Here is a 26,183-nt window from a genome sequence, read left to right as displayed (position 1 = left end):
CCGTGATATGAAAAAATTATTAATATTTCTTCTTTCGGCAATCGTTGTTTCCGGATGCAAAAAAAATCAGGAGCCGGAGATACAACCTGTCGGCCTCAAAATAGCAATTAAATACGCTTCAGTTGAAATTGGGAAAAAACTGCCATTATTGGATATAAAAATCGATATCAAAAATATCAATACCAACGTATTCCAAACATTAAAAACCGATGCAACCGGTCGGGTATCGCTTTCGGGTATCGCACAGGGTAAATATGATATTAGCGCAAGCATTACCATTTCTGCTGCCAATTACACCAGTTTAACCGGCGAAATCGTTGATAAACCGATAATATTTAATGCTTCGAGTAAAAATCTTACCATTACCCAAAGTAATGCAGGTAACATCCAGCTTAATCTGGTATCGGGCACCATAGGCAACTGGCTTATCAAACAAATTTATTATGCAGGTTCCAATACAACTTCGGGAGCAAGTTTCCGCGATCAGTTTATTGAAATTTACAACAATACGGACTCTGTACTTTATGCCGACAGCTTATATATCGGCGAATTAACAGGAAAACAGAACTACACAGGCTCTACCTATTATACGCAACCTAATGGACAGTACGATTGGAATAAATCGCAGAACATGCCATCCAATATAGATGCAAACAATGATTACGTGTATCCCCGCGCCCTATTAATGATACCTGGAACAGGGAAACAATATCCTGTTCAACCAGGTAAAAGTATTGTAATTGCACAAACAGCTATCAACCACAAAGCGCCCTTTACAGGTAGCGATGGTAAAACAATTACGGCACGCGATCCTTCCCTGACCATCGATTTAAGCGGTGCTGATTTTGAAGCTTACTATGCTCCATTTCTGGCTAAACCTCTTGCTTCTGATGTAGACAATCCTGCGGTACCGAATGTTGAAGTACTATCTTATTTTGGTACAGATTTAATTTTAGATGCACCAGGCAGAACAGGTTACGCCATATTTAAAGGTAATGGTATTACAGAAGTTAAAAAATTATCCCAATTCCCTTACCCAACTGTTGCTGTCCCATCATCGGGGGCAGATAAATATTATCAGATTCCGAATAAACTCATTATTGATGCCGTAGAAATACAACCAAGTACAGCGTCGGCAAGGGTGCCCAAAAAGCTTGTGGCTTCGTTAGATGCAGGTTACACTTATGTGCCCAATAGCTCTTACAGCTCTCAATCAGTAGTCAGAAAAACAGCCGCAACAGAAAATGGCAGAATCAGTTTAAAGGATACGAACAATTCTACTGAAGATTTTGACTATTTCACATTAGCCAACCCAAGAGGATTTAAATAACTATAAATACTTAACCGATTTTTTATCAGTGATCGGTTAATCAAGATGCAAGATGAAAAAAATGTTTTTATTATGGTTGTGCACACAATGTTTATTTTCAGCGGTTTTTGCCCAGCAAAGAGATACGTCTGCAACCAATATCAGTTTAAAAAATAAGTTGTTCAATATTGATTCTGTTTCATTTAACGGATATGAATTTGCCAAAAACTCTCCTTTCAATATTAATGATTTAATGCCTGTCAAATACAATTCAATTAATTTAGGTTACGTTTACAATAAAGGAACTTTAATGGCCGCACAGGATGCGAGCAAGTTTAACTCAATGCTTTTAAAAACCGAGGGTATTGCTAAACTAAAGGAATTAAACCTCTGGGGTTCTTTCAGCTATGCAAAAACATTTGAGGATAGCACCATTTATAACCATCAAACCAGAAATACCCCAACAGCGCCTTATTATTTTGGATCACCAATCAATTCCAGTTACGAAAGGGTTGTTTATAACCTAAAAACACTTGCAGAAAAGAATTTGATCAATAAAAATTTGCCCATCGGTGTTGGTGCGGATTATAGGATAGGAAATCACTTCTCTACCAATGATCCTAGGGGTTCGGTTAATGACTTTCAGTTAAATTTAGTTGGAACCCTAGGTTATACTTTCTTCGATCAGTTAAAAATAGGCGCTGCATATCGTTACGGCTATGGTCAGGAGCGGTTTAATATTGCCTATAAATCTACAAGCTACTCGCAGGTTACCCTACTCCCTGCATACTATAATTATTTGATTGAAGGTTATGGTGAGGCATATATAAAAACTACAGCCATGGGTTATAAAAACGATCAAAAACGCAGTGGAATAGATGGTTATTTAAACTTTACCAAATCAATGTTGGGTAATTTTTATTTTACCTATGTTTATCTAAATGAGAAACAAAGATTTTTAGATACCAGTAGCGAAGGCTTTACTTATTTTGATGACTTTAACCTAAAAATAAATACATTCTCTTTATTGTGGCTAAAGCATGTAAAGAGTAATAAGTTTTTCGCGTTTGTTAGTTATTCCAATACTGAAGGTAAAGATTTAAACTATTCGTATATGGCCAGCAACTATATATACAACCACAATAGTTTATCGTTAAAAACCAATTTTTCAGTTAACAAAAACAACAATGTCTATAATTACTTTATCAATGCAAACCAATACGAAGAGCAAAGGAAAGACGGTTTAACAGGCAATAATATGCAATACAATAGGCTGGATTTAAATGCTGGATTTGGCTATAATAGAATCATTAAAAGCAACAATATTTTAGGTTTTAGCTTAACGGGAATTTACAGCCTGCCGTTAAATAACTACCTTAACATACCAACTGTCAACATCGGTCAATTTACGCAAAGAGTAATCTATTTTGATTATATCTATAACACTTCTACAAGGCTTGGGGGAACTTTTACTACAGACTATAGCTTTAATTTATTTAATGGTATTCAAGCTGGTTTAAAAGCTAGTGTAACATACTTAAACAAAGATAAAGTAAAGGATAATAACTTCGTTTATACCCCCGGCAAAGACCGTTTTTCTTCCAATATCAGCTTAAACCTATATTTTTAACCCATGAATAAAATTTTTGCCCTTCTTGCTTTAGCCCTTACAGGATTAATTCTATTTTCTTTTCAATCAGCTGATTTTAATGACGACGATGAATTGAGCATAGATAGCCTGCGCAAAGTTTATTCAAAACCTACCGATCAATGGCCAAAACCTACGGTAGATCAGGGTGCTGTTTTTCAGGAGTTGGGCGAACTTCCACCCCCTCCTGTCGATTTAAAAAACGACTCGATAAAAAATGTAGTAGAGCTGGGTAAAATTTTGTTTTTCGATCCGCGTTTGTCGGGTTCGAACCAGATTTCTTGCTCAAGTTGCCATGCACCAGATTTACATTGGACAGATGGCCGTCAGGTTTCTGTAGGTCACGATCATTTAACCAATATCAGAAATGCACCATCACTGGAGAATGTTTGGTTTTACAAACGTTTGTTCTGGGATGGCAGGGCAAACAGTTTAGAAGAACAGGCCGGCAGTCCGGTGGCGGCCCATAACGAGATGCACCAGGACATGAAAGTTTTACCCAAAAAACTGAGTAAAATTAAAGGTTATCAACCTTTTTTCGCGGCTGCATTTGGCTCAAAAGAAATTACCAATAAAAGGATTTTCGAAAGTCTGGCTACTTTTCAGCGCAGTATTGTAAGTAGAAGAACCCCTTTTGATCGTTTCCTGGCGAAAGACAAAAAAGCGTTGACCGATCAACAATTAGTCGGCTTACATTTATTCCGCACCAAAGCACGCTGTATCAATTGTCATAACGGACCATTTTTTACCGATAACGAATTTCATAATGATGGCTTAACCTATTATGGCCGTAAATATGAAGATTTGGGTTTGTATAATGTAACAAAGAAACCGGAAGATGTGGGTAAGTTTAAAACCCCCGGACTGAGAAACGTGATGAAAACGGCTCCCTGGTTTCATAATGGTTTATTCCCTGATATGGATGGCGTAATGAACATGTACAATGTTGGCATGCCGGTACAACGCGTGAAACCAGAACAGGTAAATGATCCTTTACTACCTAAAAACGATAAGTTATTAAAGGGATTAAAATTGAGTATAGCAGAAAAAAATGCAGTTGTTGCCTTTTTAGAAGCATTATCTTCGCCTACAGTGCTTACCAGGGTAGCGCAATTGCCACAGTAATTTAGATCGGAGTGTTGAGTTGGGAGTTTGGAGCAATTAAACGACATTCAGTATAGGACAATCCATCTTAACAAAAAATTGCTTACCTTTTGTTTACCCTTTCTCTACCCCAGGTTAACCCTTTAGTTACCTATTCTTTATCTTTTGGTTATCTATCTAAAAGGTTAAGCCAGGCGCCACTTTGGGGCTTTCTTCGGTAAGCCAGGGCCGATGCTGACCGCCAGCAGGTAAGAGAGCCCTTGTTAAAAATAGTTTAAAACATATTCCTATCTGCTTAAAAAGGGACATAGGTTTGCCACAGAACATTCTCAATCCGTTAACATTTCATCTTAGCGAACAGTACTAACCAGACATCGGTTGCCGGTTAGTAATTTGCAGTTATCTGTTAACCGGTTTTAGCTGGCGATTGGCCATCAACAATCTGGCAATTCATATCTATCACATCTTATCAGATTTCAGCGTTTCTCCGAAAAACACCGAGGCGTGTTCATCAAAAACTGCAGGATCGCCACTGGTATAAAAATGTCTTTCTTTTTGTTTAACGAGTTTTTCTGCAATCTCTGGATGTCTTTCTAAATAATCGAGCAAACGTTCAGCCACAATCTCACCCTGCGTTAAAATATTGATATGATCGGGAAATACTCTCTTCAGTTTAGGCATTAATAAAGGGTAGTGCGTACAGGCCAGCAGCACGCAATCAATATCAGCCGATTGTTGCAACAGCGCACTGCAGTATTCTTCAATAAAAAAATCTGCTCCTGGTTCTAAATGCTCATTATTTTCAATAAGCGGTACCCACATGGGGCAGCTTTGCTGGAATACTTGTATATCGGGAAAAAATTTATTGATTTCTAACAGGTAAGATTGCGAATTAACTGTTCCCCTGGTGCCCATCACCCCCACTTGTTTGGTACTGGTGTATCCACCTATTACTTCGGCTGTAGGCCTGATTACACCCAATACGCGCCTATCAGGATACTTAGCAGGCAAATCACGCTGTTGAATAGTCCTAAGTGCTTTAGCTGAAGCGGTATTGCAAGCCAAAATCACCAAATGGCAACCTTTGGCAAAAAGCCATTCTACACATTCTAAAGTATATTTATAAATGGTATCGAAAGCATGGTCGCCATATGGCGAACGGGCATTATCGCCTAAATAAATATAATTATAATCAGGCAACTTATCGGCAATGGAACGGAATACCGTTAAACCTCCGTAACCTGAATCGAAAATACCTATTGTTGAAGCCTCCATGTGCTTGGGAAGTTAATGTTGTAAAGTTAGCCGGAAAGCTTAATTTTTATTAAAACAGTCGTCTTCCTGAACTTGTTTCAGGATCTACCGCATTGAAGTTAGACATCAAAGATGCTGAAATAAATTCAGCATAACGAAACTGCGTGAACAAAAAAGCGGAACTAAGTTAAACTTAATTCCGCCTGATATCTTGAACTGGTAAGGAGACGTTCGACTCCGAACTCATGACTCATGACTATTTCTTTGGTGTAGCAGGTTTTGCAGCGGCAGCTGAAATGCCTAATTTAGTTTTAACTGCAGCGGTAATATCATCACCACCTTCCCAGAATACTAAATTATTACCACCCTGACCGTTCGCGATATCGAAAACGTAAGCTAAACCTTTTTCTTTAGCGACAGATGAAATTGCAGTTGCAACTTTAGCCTGGATAGGTTGGAATAATTCACCTTGTTTGGTACCTATATCTTGTGAAGCTTTAGTACGGGCATCAGTGATACGTTTTTCTAAATCCTGTAATTCCTGACCAGCTGCTTGTAATTCTTTACCCACTGATTCTTTGTTGGCTTCGCTTAAAGTTTTTTGCTTAGCTTCTGCTGCAGTCATTTTAGTCTGATATTCTTTGATCATTGCATCAATATCAGCTTGCTTTTGTTTACCCATGGTTTCTAAGGTAGTTTGAGCTGCCTTAGCTTCAGGTAAATTTGCAAAAACCTCCTCAGAATTAATGTGACCTAATTTTTGTTGTGCACTTGCCATATTCGCTGTAAACATTAACCCTGCTGCTACAAAGAATACGTTAATTAACTTTCTCATCGTTTTATTTTACTTTTTATTTTTTTCTGTTTGTTTTCCTTCAAAAATCAGGGACGAATATACTAATTATTTACGGTCCCTGGTTTATAACCTAATTTTACAATTACATCGTTACTTACGTCGTAACTGCTGCTTGCATAAATCATCATTGTTGCTTCACTGCTCTTGTCGAAAATGAAGTCTAAATATTTAGCTTTTGCAATCTGTTTAATAGCTTCGGCTACTTTATCCTGAACAGGTTTAATTAATTTTATCCTGCTCTGAAAAAGATCTCCATCAGGTCCAAATTTAGAACGTTGAAATTCTTTAGCTTGTTTCTCTTTTTCTATGATCTCGTTTTCACGTCGTTTGCGCATATCATCAGTTAATAAAACCTGATCGGCCTGGTAAGCCTTGTACATCCTGTCAATCTCAGAAAAATTCTGATCTACTTGTTGTTGCCATTGTTTGGAGGCTACATTTAACTGACTAAGTGCCGATTTATATTCTGGCAAATGCTTCAAAATATACTCGGTGTCTACATAAGCAAATTTCTGTGCAAAGGCACCGAAAGACGTGCAAAGTAGGAATGCGATAAAAAGATACTTTTTCATCCTGTTACAATTGTTTTTAAAGGTGATGAAGCGATCATGATTTTATCTTGTTTATTTCCAAGTAGGCAAAATCCTGAAGGTTTCAATTGTGTGTGTTTTAATGATATTGTGAATAACCTAAGCTTTCTTTAAACTCTCCTTTTAATATTTTATTGTCTTAACTTAATTTTCACAAAGATACTATCAAATAGCAAAAGCCCAAGTAAACTTGGGCTTTTAACTTTTTTTAACAAATTTGAAGTTAAAAATTCTTCACAAAAGTTTCTTGAGGATTCTGAGGAGCCTTTCTCCATTCATATGTAGCATTTAATGTATTTATTATAGGAGTCAATCCAGACGAACCAGAAGAAAAAGTATTTCTACACTCAGAAATAAGGCTTTGTGCTCCCGTATCGAATGTATTAGTAAATATCCCATAATGAGTAATCGTATAGCTGCCGTAAATTCTAGAATAATACATTAAATCTTCTCGCCAACTTTTGCTTCCAAAAGTACCTCCTTTTCTATATGCTTCTCCGCTAAGAGAAACGCCACAAGAAGAACTAAAAGTATAATTTTCTGCCCATGCAAATATTTTAACTCTTTCAGGCCTTCCGTTATCGTATTCATTTGAATAATTTACTTGAGTTCCTCCGCTTAAAAAAGATAAAGTCATAGGTCTTTTTATTCCAGGTGATAACGACATAACTGTTAAATTTTTACCATCTGATTTAACATCTAGCCTACCTCTTTGAATTATTTTTTCAATTACTTTGGTTGTATCGTTTTTTAACAAAGAGTTATTTACATCATCTTTTAACATGTCATAAACTTTAAAATCAGAATTTTTAATGGTAAATTCCTTATCCCCAACTAATAAGTAAATTTTATCCCCAATGTTAATGGCACCATCTTTATTTAATAACCTTTTAATAACAGGATCTTTAACATCTGTTATCTTATTTTCGTTTAACGTATCCTTAGCTAAAGAATGGTAATTGTAACTATTTAACTTTTCATCAACCTGTTTTAATGACAATTGGTTATATTCTTTGACAAGCTTATTGAAATCAGCCTGTGAACTAAAAGACAACATATCATTCTTTACAGATAAGGCTGTTGCTTTATTAAGAGATGATAAGTTTTCATTCTGCTCATTTTCTTTTTTACAAGAGTTTAATGTGGTTAGTAAAACTGCGGCAATAGCAGTGCTAAAAATAATTTTTTGAGTGTTTGTTTTCATAGATTTTTTAAGAGTTAAATATAAGCAACAAACATACTAATAAAAAGTTAGTTATACTACTTATATTTAAATATAAATACACTCAAAAATCTAACAAATAATACAAACTAGAATCCACCTAATTGTTGTGCAATACTGAAAGTAAAGTTTTGTTTACCGCCATCAGCCACACCAGGGATCCTGTCAAATGCATGTCCGTAATCTATACCCAATAAACCAAATATAGGTAAGAAGATACGTGCACCTACACCAACTGATCTTCTCACGTTGAAAGGATTAAAATCACCAAATCTATTCCAGGTATTACCAGCCTCAGCAAAGGCTAAAACAAATGCTGTCGCTTGCTGACTAGCAATTACCGGATAGCGGGCCTCTAATACATATTTCGTATAAATCGGGCTACCAGAAGTCTGTGCGGTATTTACTCCAACTGGATTGGTACCAGCGGGAATAACAGCATTATTTGCATAACCACGCATCGCAATTATTTCTGACCCTTGTAAGAAATCAAATCCCTGCATACCATCACCCCCCAGTTTGAAACGTTCGAAGGCAGATTGTCCAACGGCTTTATTATACTGCCCTAAGAAACCAAATTGTGCCTGAGCTTTAATTACCAGGTTACCTGCTACACGTTGGTACCATTGCGAATCGAATTTCCATTTATGGTATTCTGTAAAACGATATTTCTCCCTGTCAGAAGCCGTAGCATAGTTTGTGTTATTTAACAATGAAAAAGGTGGCGTAGCCTGAATCGTGAAACGTAAAAACGATCCTGATTTAGGGAAAATTGGCGAATCTCTCGAATCGCGGCTAATCTCTTGTGATAAACTCAGGTTATATGATGTACCTGTACTAAATAAAAATCCTGTATAGTTATTTAAAACATATTGTTGCAAACTCAAGGCATGGGTTAATTGGAAATAGTTATCTGGCCAGTTTAATCTCCTACCCAAACTAACGGTTACCCCATTTAAACGGATTTTTTGCAATAGAGCGTCCCCACTGCTTAGACCGTTGGATTGCAAGGAGGTAAAGGCACTCACCCCAAAGCTTACTGGTTTCTCACCACCAAACCAAGGTTGCGAGAAAGAGAAGCTATATGATTGGTAATATTTACCGTTCGTTTGCCCACGTAAGCTTAATTTCTGTCCATCGCCTTTTGGTAATGGTTTGTAGGCTTTTAAATTGAACAGGTTACGTAACGAAAAGTTATTGAAAGTTAAACCTAATGTACCAATGATCCGGCCACCACCAAAACCGCCTGATAGTTCGATCTGATCTGAAGGTTTTTCTTCTACGGCATATTCGATATCCACAGTCCCATCAGCCGGGTTAGGGCGAGGTGTAGGTACGGTTTTAGATTCATCGAAGTTACCCAATTGACCAATTTCGCGAATGGTACGGATTAAATCACTTTTGTTAAACTTCTGTCCGGGTTTAGTACGGATCTCACGTAAAACAACTTTATCATTGGTAATTGTGTTACCTTTTATGGTAATGCGGTTGTTGGTATATTGTGGTCCCTCGTACATGCGCAGTTCCACATCAACCGTATCACCATAAATTTTGGTTTGTACCGGATCGATATTGAAAGTTAAGTATCCGTTATCGGTATACATACTGTTAATGTCGCCACCGTTTTCGCCACCACCGTTTAATTTTTTGTTTAATCTTTCTTCACTAAAAACATCACCTTTTTCAATAGTTAATACTTTTTTTAGAATACTATCCGGGTAAATGGCATTGCCTGCCCAGGTAATATTACCAAAATAATATTTTTTACCTTCATAAAGGTCCATTCTGATATTAACTTTCTTCTTATTGTACTGGTAAATGGTATCTTTTAATAATTCTGCATCACGATAACCTTTCTCGTGCATTTTAGCAATCATTTTTACCTTATTCTCTTCGTATTTCTCTTTTGCGAATTTTCCAGAACCCCAAAAGCGCCACCACGCAAACTGTTTAGGGCTTTTAAGGTATTTTCTCAACTTTGCTGCTTTGAAATCTTTATTTCCCGTAAAATCGATATGCTGCACTTTAACCCGGTGACCTTTATCGATATAGGCTTCCAATACCACACTGTTTTCTGCATTCGGATCTTTCCGTGTTTTGTAATCGATTTTGGTAAAAAAGAAACCTTTATCCAATAAATATTTTTTAACAATGGCAGATGTGGTATTGTATAAGTTATCGTTTACGATTTTACCTGTTTTATCATTCAATTTTTCTTGAATAGCCGTTTTTTCAGATTTACGGAGTCCTTTTAAATCGATAGAACTTAAACGCGGACGTTCTACTACTTCAATTTCGAAATAAACAGAATCCTGAACAAATTTTAAGATGTTAAGTTTAACATCATCAAATAAACCTTGTGCCCACAATGTTTTGATCGCATCCGAGGTTGCCTCGCCAGGAAGTATAATTTTATCGCCCTTAGTTAGTTTAGACAAAGTGATTAATACTTCTTTATCTAAATATTGGGTTCCTGTTACCGTTGTACCTCCAATAATATACTCTTTTGGACTAAAATAATCGAGATCTAAGCCACCAACCTTTAAAGAAGGGGTTACCGGAGCCTGACCTTGAGGACGTATTTGAGCGAAGGCCGGAGCGGCTAAAACGAGTAGGATTAAAACCTGAAATATTCTTTTCATTAAAATTATTTGTTCAGTAATGACCAAAAGGTAACGCTGTTTTATAAAGCAGAATTTCTTTACGTTGTTCCCTTATTATGGTTTCATTTATCGTATAAAAGTGGCGCTAAGTTAGTTTAAACGCTTGTTAAAAAGTGTTAAAAGAAAAATTAGTTTAATTGTTCACTAATTTTACCAAAACGGCGTTCGCGTTTTTGATAGTCTACAATGGCCTCGAAAAGATTTTCACGTCTGAAATCAGGCCATAAAACATCTGTAAAATAAAACTCGGTATAAGCCATTTGCCAAAGTAGATAATTGCTGATCCGGTGTTCTCCGCTGGTTCTGATCATGAGTTCGGGATCGGGTATATTTACGGTTGTCAGTTTCGATGCAAACAGGTCTTCGTTAATATCATCCAAAGAAATGTCGTTATTCTTTACAGCTGATGCAATTTTTTTGGCGGCCTCCAGAATCTCCCATTTTGCGCTATAACTTAATGCCAGTGTTAAAGTACATTTTTCGTTATGGGCGGTTTTCTCCATGGCTTCTTTTAAATCATCAATACACTCTTGGGGCAAAGATGCAATATTACCAATGGCATTCAGCTTAACATTATTTTTATTAAGTGTTTCGGTTTCTCTGTTGATGGTTGAAATCAGAATCTGCATTAAAGCATCTACCTCTTCTTTAGGTCTGTTCCAGTTCTCTGTAGAAAAAGCATATAAGGTAAGGTATTCTATACCCACTTCTACACAACCTTCTACAATATCTTTTACAGAAAGTACACCCTGCTCATGTCCGAAAACCCGCACTTTGCCCTGGCCTTTAGCCCATCTTCCATTACCATCCATGATTACGGCAATGTGCTTTGGCAGGCGGCTATAGTCTATTTGTTCTTTAAATCCCATTAATTATGTCAAAATCAGCTTAAAAGGAATAGCATTTTGAGGATACAAAGGTAAAAGATATGCCTATACTAACAAATAGATAAGTGTCCCTTTTTCGAAAATCGCCTCTTTGGGTACCGGGAACTCCAATCTGGTTAGCTGAAGGATCGGATAAATTAACCCAGTTATCTCCACTTTTAACTAAAGTAGGATTAGTCGGATAACGGCCGCTTACATCATCAATATAATCGGTAAGTGGTGTTCTGTACCCCAGTTCAGTAAAAACACTCCAGGTATCTTTGTAATTGTACCTTAACCCCAAACCGTACGGAATAGTTAACACGGCATTTTTATAGGCATTTTCCTGGCCTTCCGTTTTTAACCCGGCCAAGCTGTATTTGTCACCATAAACATCTACCGTGGGTTTAAAAACAAGTAACCCTACCCCGCTAAAAAGGTATGGCGTAAATTGACGTGTTCCGCCGCCCAGGCTAAAATTAAAGAAATTAAAATCCACCAATCCGCTAAACTCATTCAATGCTGTTTTAAAACGCAGGTTTCTTTCACGGAATTGTTCATTACCGGAGTAGGCATCATCAGCCCTTATTTGCCCATATGTATAATTTAAACGGATGCCAACATATTGATTAAAATTACGTTTTACATAAGCACCACCAGAAAGACCACTGATCTGAAAAGGATTATTCTGATTAAGATCACCCATATAACCTGCACCGCCTGCCATCATCCCAACTTCCCAGGAAGGTTCGCCCACTATTGTGCGCTGTGCATGAACCAGCTGCGCACTAAAAAAGAGAAAGACTATAATTAACAGCTGTTTGCCTGGTGCCATACTTAGTAGTTACGGGTATCGATACCCCATAATAATTTATTCCTTAACGTGTTTAAGTAAGTTTCATTATTAAGGCGGATAAGATTTAGGCAAAAGTCTGCCTTTTTTATGCTGATTTTTACTGAACGCTCAACCGTAACGGTTCGGCTATCGCACGAAACCAAAAATTTTGATTCCCTCGCTTCTACCTCAAATGAAAGCGTGTTGCTATCTGGTACCACTACTGGCCGTACATTTAAATTATGTGGCGCAATAGGGGTAATTACAAAGTTCTTGGAATCAGGATAAATAATAGGGCCACCGCAACTTAACGAGTATGCTGTAGAACCCGTTGGGGTAGCAATAATTAATCCATCGGCCCAATAAGAATTGATGAATTCATTATTCATTGAAGCATGGATAATCATCATCGCCGAATTATCGCGACGGTGAATGGTAATATCGTTCAATGCAAAGTTTTCTTCACCAAATAAACCATTATCCGATTCCAATGCTAAAAGCGACCTGCAATCTAAAGTATATTCTTTATTAATCAGCGCATGGAGTGCCGATCCGATTTCGTTTTTATTGATACTGGCCAGAAAGCCCAGGCGACCGAAGTTGATCCCGATTACAGGTATGCCCGAATTGCGGATCAACGATAAAGTATCCAGTAAAGTACCATCTCCACCTAAGCTTAACAATACATCTGCATGTTTCTTTAGTTCGGTATGGTTATGAAAAATAATGGTATTTACCGGCAGTTTTATCTTGCCATGAAGTGATGTTTTAAATTTAGAATATAAAACAAGCTGAATATGATTTTCAATTAAATGATTAAAAACCTCTTGTACATAGGGCAAAACCGTATCATTAAAATCTCTGCCGTAAATTGCAATCCTCATAAAGTAGGTTTATACATTTAAATAGTTCATGAAAGAATCGTAACGCTCCTGCGATCCATCATCAATCTGTGTGTTATTGTATACCTCTTTAACCAGGTAATCATATCTTTCGAAAGCGGCTACCAATGAAGTAATTTCTGTTTTATTTACTTTGAGCGTTACCTCTAAACGTGTAGAATCTTCAAAAGAATTCACGTAAGAAGAGAGCACCTGCGCATTATCGGCTTCAACAATCTGTGCAATATGTGCCAAAGAGTTATCGCGGTTACTGATTTCCAAAACTATAATTCCGCCAGGTTCGTTTACCGCGTACTGTTCTGCCATGGCGTTCACCATACTGCTTACAGGGATTAAACCAGCATAGTTTTTATGCTGATCCAAAACCGGAACGGCTGTTAAATTTAACTGATTGAATAACCTGAGAACATCGTAAGCATGTACATTATCCAATACGAAAACGTTAAGCATGTTTACTGCATTATCGCTTAAAGGTGTATCATGATCAGCAATATTTAATAAATCATCTTCAGATACCAAACCCAATAAAGTTACCTCGTTAACAACAGGCAAATGCTTTAATTTAAAATCGTGCATACGATCTAAAGCTTTCTGCACCGTGTCATCGGTTCTTAGTGATGGAATTGCATCTGATATGATTTCTGCTGCAAACATTTATTTTAACAATATTCTATCTAAAAACTTCTCTAAAAATGCATTAAATGTCTCTGGATGCTCCATCATAGGTGCATGTCCGCATTTATCAACCCAATTTAATTCGGAATTAGGCAACAATTGGTGAAATTCTTTTGCCACTTCCGGCGGTGTAACCTTATCATTTTTACCCCAGATCAGTGAAACCGGAATGGTAATTTTAGAAAGGTCTTTAGCCATGTTATGGCGTATTGCCGATTTCGCCATGGTTAAAATCCGAATAACCCTCGATCTGTCGTTAACTGTTTTAAAAACATCATCCACCAGTTCTTTGGTTGCCGTTGCCGGATCGTAAAATGTAAATTCTACTTTTTCCTTAATATAATCGTAACTCTCTCTACGCGGGAAAGAACCTCCAAAAGCATTTTCATATAAACCTGAACTGCCTGTAAGTACCAGCGCTTTAACAAATTCCTGATGAGCAACCGTAAATACCAAGCCTACGTGGCCGCCAAGCGAATTACCTATAAGCACGACCTGGTTTAAATTTTTATATTTTAAAAAGCGGTGGAGATACCTCGACAATGCTTTAACGCCTAACGTTAAAATAGGCAGATCGTAAATTGGTAAAATTGGAATAATTACCCTGTAGCGATCTTTAAACTGTTCTATAACCTGCTCCCAATTGCTTAATTCGCCCATTAGGCCGTGCAGCAATACCAGTGTCTCGCCTGTTCCGGCTTCAATGTATTTAAATCCGTCTTCTTCTATTATCGGGTAAGTCATATCTATTTTAGATGGTATTGTGGTACTAAGTTAGTAGAGTAAAATTAAATTTATGCATTTATGCGCCATTTTTCTGAAATAAAATCGAAAACGGTATAAAAACTTTGTTTGCAACGCGTAGAGCGGTTAGCGACTGGCGATAAATTGGCCTCAAACCTTTTAGCACTCTACCTTTTTACCTTGATTAAGCTAGTTTTTCTTTAACTATCTCTGCAATTAATTTACCATCAGCTTTACCGGCAAGTGCTGCATTCGCCATGCCCATTACCTTACCCATATCTTTAACCGATGTAGCGCCAGATTGTTTGATTACCCCCTCAATAATTGATGCAACTTCTTCCCTGTCTAACTGTTTTGGTAAAAATTGATTAATGACTTCAATTTCTTCGTTTTCTACCTGATATAAATCTTCGCGATTTTGTTGCTTATAAATATCAGCAGATTCGCGGCGTTGCTTAATCAGTTTCTGAAGAATTTTAATTTCGGTTTCTTCTGTAATTTCTTCTGAAGATCCTTTCTCCGTTTTTGCCAAAAGTAAAGCTGCCTTTATTGCTCTTAAACCTCTTAACTGTGCATTATTTTTAGCCAACATGGCTTTTTTAATTTCCTGATCTATTGTATTTGATATCATTTTCTTATAAATGGTTAATCGGTTAATTGTCCAAATCGGTTAATCGCAGAAACTCATAGTCCCAAAACCTAATTTGTTTTTTTTAGTTGGTTAATTTTCAAATCGGTTAATTGTACAGTTTATCAATTTAAACAGTTCAAAGGTTAGTCTCCTGAGCAGTTAACCAATTTAAACAGTTTATACAGTTAACCTACTAACCTCTATTTACTATCGTTGCGGTAGCCTGTGCGGTTGGCATAATCAGCATATCATTGATGTTAACATGTTTTGGCCTGCTTACAACATACCAGATGGCATCTGCAATATCATCTGCAATGAGCGGTTCCAGGTTTTCGTATACCTTTTTCGCCCGGTCTTCATCACCTTTAAAGCGTACTACCGAAAATTCGGTTTCTACCATGCCCGGATTAATTTCGGTCACCTTTATGCCGTGAGGCAATAAATCGATACGCATGCCTTTACTCAAAGCATCTACGGCATGTTTACTGGCACAATATACGTTTCCGTTTGGATAAACTTCTTTACCGGCAATAGAACCTATGTTGATAATATGGCCAGATTGATTTGGGATCATCCAGTTGGAAACAATCTTAGTCACATAAAGCAGACCTTTTACATTGGTATCGATCATAGTATCCCAATCGTTTGTATCACCTTTATCAATAGGATCTAAACCCTGACTTAAACCAGCGTTGTTGATTAAAACGTCAACCTTTTTCCATTCTGCCGGCAAAACTTCTAAAGCAGTGGTAAGACTTTCTTTATTGCGAACATCTGCCAAAACCTGTTTAATCGTAATGGCATATTTGTCTTCTAAATGGTGTGCAATTTTAGCCAGGCGATCTTCTCTGCGGGCCAACAATACCAGGTTATAACCTTGTTGAGCGAATATATGTGCACAAGCTTCGCCAATACCAGAAGTTGCGCCTGTAATTAATGCGATTTTAGACATTTTTATGAATTTTAAGTCAGGGTAATCCTTTAAGATACCATCTTTGATTTACCTATGTCTACAAAGGTAAGTTTTTTTGAATTGCAGGACTATTGAAAAATTAAACTGAATGTTAATTGACGTAATTTCAACTTATCTATCGGGTTGGCGTAAATGGTATTGTCGTGTTGTAACAAATCGCTGGCAGAATAGGATAGCTTTATTTCGGGCGACATTTTAAAATACTCGAAATAAATATCGAAACCAATACCCGTTTCGTAAGACAAATAATTCCTTTTATTTTTTAAAAACTTGTTAACGGCTGTTTCTCCTTCATCGAAAGTTTTCTTTTTCGAAGCAATATCTATCGAATATTTAGCACCACCTAACCAGTATACCCTAAAATTATTCAGCCGGTTCGATTTTACCTTTATGCCTAATGGAAATTCAAACATCGTGGCCTGCACTTTCCTGTCAACCAAGGTTTGGAAATTTTTGGTTTGCCCGTTACCCACATTAATTGGTTCCATGGGTTCATACTCATAAGTAACTACCCTGTCGCTAAAAATAAGCGATGGCGTTGCCCTGATATCAAAGTTATCAGATATCATCCTGTTCATTACAAAGCCTAATCCAAAACCCTGTGATGGTTGGCTAGAAATAGCATTTAAGTTTGATGTAATCGGAATGCCCGAATTTGGGTCGTACGATGGATCCAGTGTATTTGGCACTTCATAAAAAGGCGATCGCCAGTTTGGCTTTTTTAGAATTTTGTATTCTGCGGAGATATATTGAAAATTAAAACCAAAACTCCAATCCTCATCGTCTATTCCACCACCCCAGTTTTGAGCAAAAGATGTCGCAGAAATAATAAAAAATGAAAGAATGAGGCTTAATTGTCTGATCATTTGGTCCCTACATATATCGAACTTATTCCGAACGTTAAAATTCTTTGTTTGGTACTTTTAAATCCAACTTTTTCCATCAGGTTGGTAAAATCTTTCCCGTCTGGAAAAGCGGCTACCGATTCTGGCAGATAAGTATAGGCTCTATGATCTTTGGAAAAGAGTTTTCCAAAAAACGGCGTTACCTGTTTAAAATAAAAGCTATACAATTGTTTTACCGGGAAAACCTTTGGTTTAGAAAATTCCAGAATGACCATTTTACCATTAGGCTTTAATACCCTGTACATATCAGCTAAACCCTTTTCGAGGTTTTCGAAGTTACGCACCCCATATGCGCAGGTAATGGCATCAAAAGTATCATTGTCGAAATGCAGGCCCTCAGAATCTCCAACCTGAACCGTAAAAACTCCATTTACACTACGTGCGTTAATTTTCTTCCTGGCCACTTCCAACATGCCTTCAGAAATATCAACCCCAATTACCCTTTCTGGATGAAGCTTTTTAATGGCTTCAAAGGCAAAATCGCCAGTTCCTGTAGCTACATCAAGCAAAGTTCGGGGGCGAATGGAAACCAGTTCTTTAATGGCTTTTTTACGCCATAGTACATCAATCCCTAAAGAAAGAAAATGGTTTAAAAAATCGTAAGTGCCAGAAATGTTGTTAAACATGGTTGCAACCTGCTCTTTTTTAGTTGCATCTTCTACTTGGTATGGGGTAATATTCTGATTCATGATATGGAGCAAAGATAGAGAAAAGTCGGGAGTCTTTAGTCCGGAGTCCGAAGTCTTTGGGGCAAAGTGTTCACCATAGTGTCAAAAATTAGATTTAAAAAATATGAATTTGTACTTCGGACTTCGGACTTCCGACTTCGGACTCAAAACCCTACCTTTGCACTATGATTATCAAAACGGCAACATTTGTTTGCAGCAACACACAGATTTCGGCATTACCGGCACCAATTATGCCCGAATACGCATTTATTGGCCGCTCTAATGTGGGCAAATCTTCACTGATCAACATGCTCGTTAATCAACATGGATTGGCTAAAACTTCTCAGCGCCCTGGAAAAACACAGTTGATTAATCACTTTTTAATTAACGAAGCCTGGTATATTGTAGATTTACCGGGTTATGGATATGCGAAAGTTTCTAAAACCAGCAGAGAGAAGTGGGAGAAATTTATCCGTGCCTACATCACTAAAAGAGAAAGCTTACAGTGCGTTTTTGTTTTAATAGACAGCCGTTTAGAACCTCAGGGAATTGATATTGAGTTCTGCTATTGGTTAGGCGAGAAACAAATCCCTTTTTCGCTAATTTTTACCAAAGCAGATAAACAAGGAATGACCACCACACAAAAAAATGTAGCGGCCTTTAAGAAGAAACTCGGCGAATTTTTCGAAGAGATTCCGGCAACCTTTATCACTTCTGCCGAAAAAGGGAACGGAAAAGACGATGTTTTAAATTTCATTTATGAGGTGAATAAAGATTTTGTTGTACCAACAGATTATAAGAGGTTTTAACTGGATCAATAGTTCATTAGTCATTAGTTTATTGGTCAATGGTTTGATAGTTCATAGCCGATAGCCTAAGTTTAATGTCTAATAGCATGCCTCGGGCTTGAATTAACAAATGATTTTTTAAACCATCTAAGCTACGAACCATTTAACCATGAACTATTAACCGTTACATTCAAACGATTTAACCATTAAATAACCAGTTAACCGCTTTATACAGTTAACCCTTTCCAATAATGAAAAAATACTTTTCACTCGTATTATTCGCTCACTCCGTTTTTGCGCTGCCATTTGCCATGATCGGCTTCTTTTTAGGCGTAACTACAACAGAAAATCCATTTTCGTGGTATAAACTCATTTTAGTTTTGCTCTGTATGGTTTTTGCAAGAAACGCAGCCATGGCTTTTAATCGTTATCTCGACCGGAATATTGATGCAAAGAACCCGCGCACCAAAATGCGCGATATCCCTGCAGGTAAAGTTTCAGCAAATGAAGCATTGATTTTTGTTATTGCCAATTGTGTACTTTTCGCTGTTACCACCTATTTCATTAATCCGCTTTGTTTCTATTTATCGCCAGTTGCCCTATTTGTGGTTTTATTTTACAGCTATACCAAACGTTTTACTGCGCTGTGTCACCTCGTATTGGGTCTTGGTCTGGCACTCGCTCCTATTGGTGCTTACATCGCTGTAACCGGACATTTTGCCTTAGTACCGGTACTCTACTCCTTAACCGTATTATTATGGGTAAGTGGATTTGATATCATATATGCCTTGCAAGACGAAGAATTTGATCGTGAAGAAAAATTACATTCCATCCCGTCGGCTCTTGGCATTAAAAATGCTTTAAATGTTTCGGTGCTATTGCATATACTTTCAGCTACCTGTGTTATTTTGCCTGTGTTTTTTACATCCTTTAGTTGGGTTTATTACGTAGGTATTGTGTTTTTCTGTTCGATGTTGATTTATCAGCATTTGCTTGTAAAACCGAATGACATTAGCAAAGTAAACAGGGCATTTCAAACCTTAAATGGTTATGCATCTGTAGTATTTGCAATATGCTTTTTAATAGATGCGTATTTGAGACATAAATAAATGAATAAATGATTGAATTTTGAATGAGAGAATATAACATTGCACTATAAACCATTCACTCCTTCAACCATTCTCTAATTCAATAATTAACTATTATGATAACCAAGAAAATTAGAACATATATTCCACAGGAACTAAACATTACCTGGGAAAATTTAGAACCACTTTTTACTGAACTGCAAAACCGCGAAATAAACAGCACTGTTGAATTAGAGCAATGGTTAAAAGACCGCTCGGAGCTGGAAGCTGCTTTGGAAGAAGACTTTGCCTGGAGATACATTAAAATGAGCTGTGATACGGCGAATGATGAGCTGGTTAAAAACTTCCAATATTTTGCGACCGAAATTGAACCAAAAATTTCTCCGCTGGCCAATGAATTGAACAAAAAATTTGTCGAAAGTCCGTTCATGGATGATCTAGACAAAGAAAAATACTTTGTATATAGTCGCGCTATTAAAAAAGCCTTAGAACTTTACCGCGAAGAAAACATTGAACTTTTTACCGAACTTCAGGTAAAACAACAGAAATATCAGAGCATTACAGGTGCTATGAGTGTTGAGCTAAATGGCCAGGAGTATACTTTGGAGCAAGCTTCTATTTTTATTAAAGATTTAAACCGTGAAGTGCGCGAAAATGCGTGGAAGACAATCCAACAACGACGTTTGGTTGATAAAGATGATTTAAACATTTTGTTTGATGAGCTAATCAGATTACGTAATCAGGTTGCCTTGAACGCTGGCTTTGAAAACTATCGAGATTATATGTTCCAGGCCTTGGGGCGTTTTGATTATACACCACAGGATTGTTATGATTTTGCCAATGCGATTGAAAAGGAAATTGTTCCTATTTTAAAAGAACAAGCTGAAAAACGCCGCGAAGCTTTAGCTTTAGAAGTATTAAAGCCTTGGGATTTGGAAGTAAGCGTGAGTGGTAAACCTGCCTTAAAACCATTTAACAATGGCGAAGAGCTGATTGATAAAAGTATCGCATGCTTTAATGCCATTGATGAAAAACTGGGCTCAAAATTGGCCACCATGAAAGCCAATAATCTATTTGATGTAGAAAGTAGAAAAGGTAAAGCGCCCGGCGGTTACAACTACCCACTGGCTGAAACAGGGGCTCCGTTTATCTTTATGAATTCGGCCAATTCGTTGCGCGATTTAACAACTATGGTTCACGAAGGTGGCCACGCCATCCATACTTTTTTAACCGCCAGTTTAGAGCTAAACGATTTTAAACATTGTCCATCTGAAGTAGCCGAACTGGCATCAATGAGTATGGAATTAATTTCCATGGACAATTGGGACGTTTATTTCGACAATGAAGAAGATTTAAACCGTGCTAAAAAAGAACAATTGGCTGATGTGTTGAAAACATTGCCCTGGGTTGCCGTAATTGATCAGTTTCAACATTGGATTTATACCAACCCTAACCATACCGCGGCTGACCGCGAAGAAACCTTTAAACAGATTTATAACCGTTTTGGTGCCGGTTTTGCTGATTGGACTGATTTAGAGCAGCAATTTGGAAATGTATGGCAAAAACAACTGCATTTATTCGAAGTTCCATTTTATTACATCGAATATGCAATTGCACAATTAGGTGCTATTGCGGTTTGGAAAAATTATAAAGAAAATCCTGAAAAGGCTTTAGAACAATATTTAGCTGCACTTGCTTTGGGTTATACCAAACCGATGAACGAGATTTATGAAACCGCGGGAATTAAATTTGATTTCAGTGCCGAATATGTACAAGAGCTGGCAAGTTTTGTTAAAGATGAGTTAGAGAAATTAGGATAATGAGATATATTTATTCAAGTCGCGGGTTAGTCTCCGCGACTTTTTTATTTTTATAAAAAAGTATTCTTATGCGCTTCCTTAAAACAATATTGATCATTTTAATATTTTCAAAAAGCATTTGCCACGCACAGCAAAATAATACCGTACAGAAATATAAATTAAGCGGTTTCATAAATAAAAAAATTCCGGTAGAATTAGACATTTCTGTTTCGAACCAGCTCATTTTAGGAGAAATCAGATATTTAAATACCAGATCGAAACAGCCAATTAAAATTATTGGCCGGGTAGAAAATCAAAATCAGTATTCGCTGCATGAATTCGAAAGAGATGGAAATATTAGCGGGATTATTGATGCTACGCTTAAAAACAATAAGTTGGAAGGCGAGTGGTATGCCACCAAATCGGATACCAGTTATGCGATTACATTAACGCTTAAAACCAATCAAAATCTTAAGCAGGAAATATTTTCACCGCTGAAACCAGATCAACTGGCAGGAGAATATGCTTATCAATACGGTGAAAAAGGTTACCAGGGAAGTATCACCATCAAAAAAGTAAGCGGTAATACCTACAGTTATGATATTGGTTCGGTTACCCGTGATCCGGGAAGAAACATTGCTGATGCATCTGGAACGGCTATTTTAAAAAATAACCAATTGATTATTCAGGTAAACAAATCATGTAAATTCAAAGTTAAATTCTACAATGGTTTTTTAGTCATTTCGCAGGATGGCTCATATCAGTTAAACGATTGCGAATTCGGATTCAACGCGACATTAGAAGGTACTTATTTGAAAATAAAATAAATAGCCGCGTCGATCAGGCTACGTGTCACTTATCTGATCTTACGGTATCGCTAAAACCTAATTTTAATTGATTAAGATAGCGCAAGTATCTCATTTAAATTTCTGCCACGGAAACTCAGAAATCACGGAAATTAAGCAGAAGATAAATGGCTATCATATTTTTCGGCAGTCAAAATAAATGTTTTATACGCCGTACCAAAGTAAATAGACCCGATGGAAATGGAAATCCCTTTTGGAACAGAAAATTTGCTTTTCATTCAAAACTTTCCAAAAGGATTGCAATGTACAGCGGGACCAGACCTGACCTATACATCACAGGTTTTGCGCTCCAAAAAACATTCAACTTCACATTGAGGCAAAAACAGTTAATCCTCTGCCATATCCTTTTTTCTAATCCTCAGAATCACAAACATCACTAAAACCGATAACACGATCATGATTAGATAACTATAACTCAGGTTACGTTCATCTTTGGCAGGAATCAGATTTACGATGCCATAACTCAAAAAAGAAACAATCACATAAGTAATCCCTCCTGTTAAGCCGCCCGCAATGCCCGCATTTTTTGGGAATTTGCTCAGACAAAAAGTAAAGTAATTATTAAAGGTAAAACCCGCTCCTACATGGATCAAAAAGGCAAAGAAAATTAACGACCAGATATTAGAAACAAAATTTAAGCTTACCATCATCAAGACGACAAAAGCGACCTGAGACAACGAATTGATCATTAATCTTTTAAAAAAGGGCTTGTTAATGGTGGCCTTGCCAATAAAGCCGCCAACCATCCACGCAAAGCCTAAAAATAAGGAACTATATCCTGCAATAACCGGCGAATAATTAAAGTGGTGCTCAATAATAAACGGACCGGTCATATTATAAACCATCACCATACAATAGGCTAAGCCCAACATCACGATGCCCAAAGTAAAGCTTGTTGTTTTGATCATTTCGATATAAATACCGGTGATTTTTTTCAGTTGAAAAGCGGTAAAATGTTTTAGTGTTTCGCCACTGAATAACAACTCCAGCACCGCAAAAACAAGCGCAAAACCTGCCAAAAAATAGAAATTTGATTCCCAACCAAATACCGTTTGAAGATAACCACCAATAAAAGGTGCTACGATTGGTCCGGTCGACCAAATGATGGAAAACAGACTAAGGTAGTGTTTTAACTGATTGCCTTCGAAAAGATCAACAAAGTACGCTCTTTTGGCTACCACAATTGCGCCTACCGTAAGTCCGTGGATAATGCGCATTAAATAAATCAGGTAAATTTGATGTGTTGTGGCAATAACTATACTTGCCGCTGCAAAAATCAGCAACGAATACAAACAGATCTTATACCTGCCAAAGCTATCAAGCACGCTCCCGATAAAAAGTTGCGCAACACCATAGCTAATTAAAAAGATACTTAAGGTGAGTTGGACCTGAACACTGCTTACCTGCATTTCACCTGCCATTGTTGGCAAGGAGGGAATATAAATATCGGTAGCAAAACCCGATAACGGAATTAAAGCAAAGGCTAATATAGTGGCCAGCCCCTGGTGGCGTTCTTTAATATATTTTATTTGTGCTGTATCTGCATTCATCTTGGTACTATTATCTTTAAAAATATTCCAATCAAACATCTAATTATTCCCATTATTTATCTGATTGGTTACTGGCAACAAAATTAAGACTTCCACAACCCGAAAAATTATGCCAATCAAACAAAGGATTATTCAAGCCAAATAATTTTAAATTTTTACTTTAATCTAATAATCACGCTTCTTTTTTGTGGCATTTTACTACTCATGACATAGTGTATTGAAAATTATATCTTGCTTTAAACGTTTTTAACCAAACTTTTTATAAGTTTGAACAAACAAGCAAATAAAAGATGTTCGAAAAGCTATTCAGAAAGAAATCTATTTCCAAGATATTACAAGATGCAGCAAAAGGCTATGGCGATCACGAAAATACATTACATAAAACACTCGGTGTACGCGATTTAACAGCTTTTGGAATTGCAGCAATTATTGGAGCCGGCATTTTTAGTACGATTGGCAAGGCAAGTGCAGATGGTGGTCCGGCGGTAATCTTTTTATTTATTTTTACAGCGGTAGCCTGTAGTTTTGCAGCCTTTGCTTATGCAGAGTTTGCCTCAATGGTACCGGTTTCGGGTAGTGCTTACACTTATTCTTATGTAGCCTTTGGCGAATTGGTGGCCTGGATTATTGGATGGTCGCTCATTATGGAATATTCTATTGGTAATATTACGGTGGCCATATCCTGGTCTGATTATTTTACCGGATTGCTCTCCACGATCAAAATACCTCCCCTCGGCATAGATGGCATCCATGTACCCGACTGGATGACAATGGATTATTTAAGTGCTTACAACGGACATAAACATGCTGAAGCCCTTTTAGCGGCTGGCAAAAACCTTGCAGATTTAGATTCGGCCACAGCTTTGGCTAATAATGCATGGCTCACCGCCCCAACCATTGGTAGTTTTCACATTGTTGCAGATATTCCTGCCCTAGGCATTATCATTTTAATTACCTGGTTAATCTACCGCGGCATGAAAGAGAGCCGTAATGCCAGTAATGCCATGGTGGTGGTTAAGCTTGCAGTAATTCTGTTGGTATTAGCGGTAGGTATATTTTATGTAGATACAAAAAACTGGGATCCGTTTGCACCTAACGGAGTTTCTGGTGTTTTAAAGGGCGTTTCTGCTGTATTTTTTGCCTATATCGGTTTCGATGCCATTTCTACAACGGCTGAAGAATGTAAAAATCCGCAACGCGATTTACCCCGCGGAATGATGTGGGCAATAATTATCTGTACCATCCTTTATGTAGCTATTGCATTGGTTTTAACCGGTATTGTTAAATCAGACACCTTAGCCGTTGGCGATCCGTTAGCATTCGTTTTTGATCAGATTAACTTAAAATTAATGAGTGGTATTATCGCCGTAAGTGCGGTATTTGCAATGGCCAGTGTACTTTTAGTATTTCAGATGGGTCAACCCCGGATCTGGATGAGCATGAGCAGAGACGGATTATTACCAAAATCTTTTTCTAAAATCCACCCGAAATATAAAACACCTTCATTTGCTACAATTGTGGTAGGTTTTGTAGTGGCTGTACCATCACTGTTTATGAACCTGACCATCGTTACCGATCTTTGTTCTATCGGAACACTTTTCGCGTTCGTATTGGTTTGTGCAGGGGTTTTAGTACTACAGAACAGGCCTGATGTACAACGTGGAAAATTCAAAATACCTTACGTAAACAGTAAGTTTATTGTTCCGGTTATTTTAATCGGCGCCTTAATTTTCGCATTTACAAAGTACGGAAAAGAAACCAAAGCATTCTTTTTCAATTCACCTAAAACCATCCAAACGGTAACTTTTGTTACCTCTTTAAGTGGCGATGAACTGAAAATTGTTAAAGAAGAAATTGTTAAAAATGCTGCCCCTCAAATTGTATTGACCGAGAAAGTAGATGCAGAATCTTACCTCAGTGCATTACCTGCTGACCGTTATGAACAATTTATTTCGGCTTCAAAAGTACCGGTAGAAAAGAAATATGAAAGTGGCTGGGGTTTATTTAAACACAAAATCCCTATGTGGATTTTCCTGATCATCTGTGTGGTGATTACCTACTATTGCATCACCAAAAATCTATCGTTGATTCCGGTTTTGGGCTTGATTAGCTGTTTATATATGATGTGTGAACTTGGCATCTCAAACTGGATCGGTTTCGGTATCTGGCTGGTAGTGGGCTTAGTGGTTTATTTTGCCTATGGTTACAGGCATAGTAAGCTGGCACAAGCAGAGTAATACTAAGCAT

At 37.3% G+C, this 26,183-nt stretch carries 23 protein-coding genes; 8 read left to right on the top strand and 15 right to left on the bottom strand.

What is annotated here, in order from left to right:
- The first annotated feature begins 7 nt into the window (after window positions 1-7).
- Genes BLR60_RS16685 through BLR60_RS16675 form a run of 3 tightly spaced genes read left to right on the top strand, consistent with a single transcriptional unit; the run spans window position 8 to window position 4,082 of the window.
- Window positions 8-1,330, top strand: coding sequence for a DUF4876 domain-containing protein (locus BLR60_RS16685; protein WP_090501857.1), 1,323 nt, complete (start codon window positions 8-10; stop codon window positions 1,328-1,330).
- A gap of 52 nt (window positions 1,331-1,382) precedes the next feature.
- Window positions 1,383-2,939: a DUF6850 family outer membrane beta-barrel protein gene (locus BLR60_RS16680; protein WP_090501856.1), complete on the top strand. Its 1,557-nt coding sequence runs from the start codon at window positions 1,383-1,385 to the stop codon at window positions 2,937-2,939.
- Between the two features lie 3 nt (window positions 2,940-2,942).
- Window positions 2,943-4,082: a cytochrome-c peroxidase gene (locus BLR60_RS16675; protein ID WP_090501854.1), complete on the top strand. Its 1,140-nt coding sequence runs from the start codon at window positions 2,943-2,945 to the stop codon at window positions 4,080-4,082.
- A gap of 438 nt (window positions 4,083-4,520) precedes the next feature.
- On the opposite strand, the gene murI is transcribed toward BLR60_RS16675, so the two are convergent.
- The 14 genes from murI to ubiE all read right to left on the bottom strand — a co-directional run bounded on the left by murI (window position 4,521) and on the right by ubiE (window position 17,866).
- On the bottom strand, window positions 4,521-5,336 hold the full coding sequence (gene murI / locus BLR60_RS16670) for a glutamate racemase (RefSeq protein WP_090501852.1): 816 nt from the start codon (window positions 5,334-5,336) through the stop codon (window positions 4,521-4,523).
- A 235-nt stretch (window positions 5,337-5,571) separates the two neighbouring features.
- A complete protein-coding gene (locus tag BLR60_RS16665) occupies window positions 5,572-6,150 on the bottom strand; it encodes an OmpH/Skp family outer membrane protein (RefSeq protein WP_090501850.1) in 579 nt (192 codons plus the stop codon).
- Between the two features lie 62 nt (window positions 6,151-6,212).
- Window positions 6,213-6,743 carry an OmpH/Skp family outer membrane protein gene (locus BLR60_RS16660; protein WP_090501848.1) on the bottom strand — a complete coding sequence of 177 codons (531 nt, stop codon included), beginning with the start codon at window positions 6,741-6,743 and terminating at the stop codon, window positions 6,213-6,215.
- Between the two features lie 241 nt (window positions 6,744-6,984).
- Window positions 6,985-7,965, bottom strand: coding sequence for a hypothetical protein (locus BLR60_RS16655; RefSeq protein WP_090501845.1), 981 nt, complete (start codon window positions 7,963-7,965; stop codon window positions 6,985-6,987).
- Window positions 7,966-8,072: 107 nt separating this feature from the next.
- A complete protein-coding gene (gene bamA, locus BLR60_RS16650; protein ID WP_090501843.1) occupies window positions 8,073-10,625 on the bottom strand; it encodes an outer membrane protein assembly factor BamA in 2,553 nt (850 codons plus the stop codon).
- A gap of 149 nt (window positions 10,626-10,774) precedes the next feature.
- Entirely contained in the window at window positions 10,775-11,515 is a 741-nt protein-coding gene (locus BLR60_RS16645; protein WP_090501841.1) for an isoprenyl transferase, read from the bottom strand.
- A 19-nt stretch (window positions 11,516-11,534) separates the two neighbouring features.
- Entirely contained in the window at window positions 11,535-12,347 is an 813-nt protein-coding gene (gene porG / locus BLR60_RS16640) for a type IX secretion system protein PorG (protein ID WP_090501839.1), read from the bottom strand.
- A 2-nt stretch (window positions 12,348-12,349) separates the two neighbouring features.
- Complete coding sequence (locus BLR60_RS16635; protein WP_090501837.1) at window positions 12,350-13,231, bottom strand: NAD kinase; 882 nt, start codon at window positions 13,229-13,231, stop codon at window positions 12,350-12,352.
- A 9-nt stretch (window positions 13,232-13,240) separates the two neighbouring features.
- On the bottom strand, window positions 13,241-13,903 hold the full coding sequence (locus tag BLR60_RS16630; RefSeq protein ID WP_090501834.1) for a CBS domain-containing protein: 663 nt from the start codon (window positions 13,901-13,903) through the stop codon (window positions 13,241-13,243).
- A complete protein-coding gene (locus BLR60_RS16625) occupies window positions 13,904-14,668 on the bottom strand; it encodes an alpha/beta fold hydrolase (RefSeq protein ID WP_090501832.1) in 765 nt (254 codons plus the stop codon).
- A 184-nt stretch (window positions 14,669-14,852) separates the two neighbouring features.
- Entirely contained in the window at window positions 14,853-15,299 is a 447-nt protein-coding gene (locus tag BLR60_RS16620; protein WP_090501830.1) for a GatB/YqeY domain-containing protein, read from the bottom strand.
- A gap of 193 nt (window positions 15,300-15,492) precedes the next feature.
- Window positions 15,493-16,251: an SDR family oxidoreductase gene (locus tag BLR60_RS16615; RefSeq protein WP_090501828.1), complete on the bottom strand. Its 759-nt coding sequence runs from the start codon at window positions 16,249-16,251 to the stop codon at window positions 15,493-15,495.
- 89 nt (window positions 16,252-16,340) lie between these two features.
- On the bottom strand, window positions 16,341-17,138 hold the full coding sequence (porT, locus tag BLR60_RS16610) for a type IX secretion/gliding motility protein PorT/SprT (protein ID WP_090501826.1): 798 nt from the start codon (window positions 17,136-17,138) through the stop codon (window positions 16,341-16,343).
- Window positions 17,135-17,866 carry a bifunctional demethylmenaquinone methyltransferase/2-methoxy-6-polyprenyl-1,4-benzoquinol methylase UbiE gene (gene ubiE / locus BLR60_RS16605; RefSeq protein ID WP_208600659.1) on the bottom strand — a complete coding sequence of 244 codons (732 nt, stop codon included), beginning with the start codon at window positions 17,864-17,866 and terminating at the stop codon, window positions 17,135-17,137. Before ubiE ends, porT begins: the two co-directional genes overlap by 4 nt.
- Window positions 17,867-18,030: 164 nt before the next feature.
- On the opposite strand from ubiE, the gene yihA reads away from it, so the two are divergent.
- From yihA to BLR60_RS16585, 4 genes are all read left to right on the top strand, one after another.
- Complete coding sequence (yihA, locus tag BLR60_RS16600) at window positions 18,031-18,654, top strand: ribosome biogenesis GTP-binding protein YihA/YsxC (protein WP_090501824.1); 624 nt, start codon at window positions 18,031-18,033, stop codon at window positions 18,652-18,654.
- Window positions 18,655-18,884: 230 nt separating this feature from the next.
- Window positions 18,885-19,742, top strand: a complete 858-nt coding sequence (locus tag BLR60_RS16595) for a UbiA-like polyprenyltransferase (protein WP_090501821.1) — start codon at window positions 18,885-18,887, stop codon at window positions 19,740-19,742.
- 95 nt (window positions 19,743-19,837) lie between these two features.
- Entirely contained in the window at window positions 19,838-21,541 is a 1,704-nt protein-coding gene (locus BLR60_RS16590) for a M3 family oligoendopeptidase (RefSeq protein WP_090501819.1), read from the top strand.
- A 68-nt stretch (window positions 21,542-21,609) separates the two neighbouring features.
- Window positions 21,610-22,347, top strand: a complete 738-nt coding sequence (locus BLR60_RS16585) for a hypothetical protein (RefSeq protein ID WP_090501816.1) — start codon at window positions 21,610-21,612, stop codon at window positions 22,345-22,347.
- 365 nt (window positions 22,348-22,712) lie between these two features.
- On the opposite strand, the gene BLR60_RS16580 is transcribed toward BLR60_RS16585, so the two are convergent.
- Complete coding sequence (locus BLR60_RS16580) at window positions 22,713-23,936, bottom strand: MFS transporter (RefSeq protein ID WP_244155684.1); 1,224 nt, start codon at window positions 23,934-23,936, stop codon at window positions 22,713-22,715.
- A 290-nt stretch (window positions 23,937-24,226) separates the two neighbouring features.
- On the opposite strand from BLR60_RS16580, the gene BLR60_RS16575 reads away from it, so the two are divergent.
- Window positions 24,227-26,173, top strand: coding sequence for an amino acid permease (locus tag BLR60_RS16575; RefSeq protein ID WP_090501813.1), 1,947 nt, complete (start codon window positions 24,227-24,229; stop codon window positions 26,171-26,173).
- Window positions 26,174-26,183 lie beyond the last annotated feature (10 nt).

Source organism: Pedobacter terrae (assembly GCF_900100705.1).
GTDB lineage: Bacteria > Bacteroidota > Bacteroidia > Sphingobacteriales > Sphingobacteriaceae > Pedobacter > Pedobacter terrae.
The sequence above is the reverse complement of the archived record's forward strand: the minus strand, read 5'-3'. Positions and strand labels throughout refer to the sequence as shown.